Annotated in this window: 1 protein-coding gene; it reads left to right on the forward strand. The window is 43.5% G+C overall.

What is annotated here, in order from left to right; genetic code table 11:
• Positions 1-238: 238 nt before the first annotated feature.
• The gene (locus A4S05_RS38125) at positions 239-1,135 is read left to right on the forward strand and encodes a transposase (protein ID WP_256091410.1); all 897 of its coding nucleotides are present in this window, start codon (positions 239-241) and stop codon (positions 1,133-1,135) included.
• Positions 1,136-1,369 lie beyond the last annotated feature (234 nt).

Raw genomic sequence — 1,369 nt, forward strand, 5'->3', positions numbered from 1 at the left:
TGTAGGCCGTCAACAGGGCCGTCATACTGCCGTCAATTTTACCATTAGAAGATTTACAAAATCCCAGAAAAATTTCGTTTTTGACGGCACTATCGCCGTCATACTGCCGTCATTACTGCCGTTCCCAATGGAATGTTTAAAAATATACATTTTTTCCACTTAAATGAGAATAACAGACAAATGTTTTTTGTAGAGTTGTCGGGAAATAAGAGAGAATAGACAGCAGTGCTAGGCAAGGATGATGCTGAATATTGAAGGTGCGCTGAAGCAAGATCGACTGTTGCGGGCATTAACTGGATTGAACCGGAAAGCATTTGATGCTCTAATGCCCAGCTTTAGCAGCATATACTTTGAGACTCAACAGAGCAAGCCTCGTCAACGTGCCTTGGGCGGAGGACGCAAAGCTCGGTTGCTGACAACTCAAGACAAATTGTTTTTCATCCTGTTTTACTTCAAATGTTACCCGACCTTCGATGTGGCGGGACTGTTATTTGATATGCATCGTTCCCAGGCACATGAGTGGATGCATCGATTGCAACCAATATTAGAAGCGGCTTTAGGGCAGAAGATGGCACTACCAGAACGCCATATCGAAAGCATTGAAGCATTCTTATCACGCTTTCCCGGAGTCCAACGTGTAATGATTGATGGAACAGAGCGCCCAATTGCCCGTCCTCAAGATCCTGAAGAACAAAAACAGAACTACTCTGGTAAAAAGAAGCGTCATACCCGTAAACACCTAGCAGCGGTTGACGAAACCAAACGCATCTTGATCTTAAGCTTGGCGCGAGAAGGCAAATTACACGACAAACGCTTTCATGACGAAGATGACATTGCAGGCAGTGTACCTGATGAAATTCCAATTGAGGTAGACTCTGGTTTTCAGGGCATACAAAAGCAGTATGACAATCTCCGTCTCCCACACAAAAAGCCCAAAGGGGGCGAGTTAAGTGATCTTCAAAAAGCAGAGAATCGCCAATTGAGTCAATCTCGTGTAGTTTGCGAAAATGCCTTTGCTGGTGTGAAGCGCTACAATGCCGTCAGCGTGATTTATCGCAATCGAATTGAAAACTTTGATGACCGCTTGATGCTGACCGCAGCAGGATTATGGAACTTCTACTTGACTGCTGCTTAAGAAAAGCCAAATTGCAGACAGACCAGCATTGTCTCACTCATCTTTTATTTCCCGACAACTCTAATCTGAATTTACCATTTCCAGCATCGGGACTGATTAGTGGTCTGTCCCATTAATTTTACAGGGTTTGTAGTAAGCACTTAAGTGCTTAAAAATCCAGGACTAAAGTCCTTACTACAAACTTTTATAACCCTTCAGAACTAATAGGACAGAACATTAGTTTGACACCACTGC

Source organism: Nostoc sp. KVJ20 (assembly GCF_001712795.1).
GTDB lineage: Bacteria > Cyanobacteriota > Cyanobacteriia > Cyanobacteriales > Nostocaceae > Nostoc.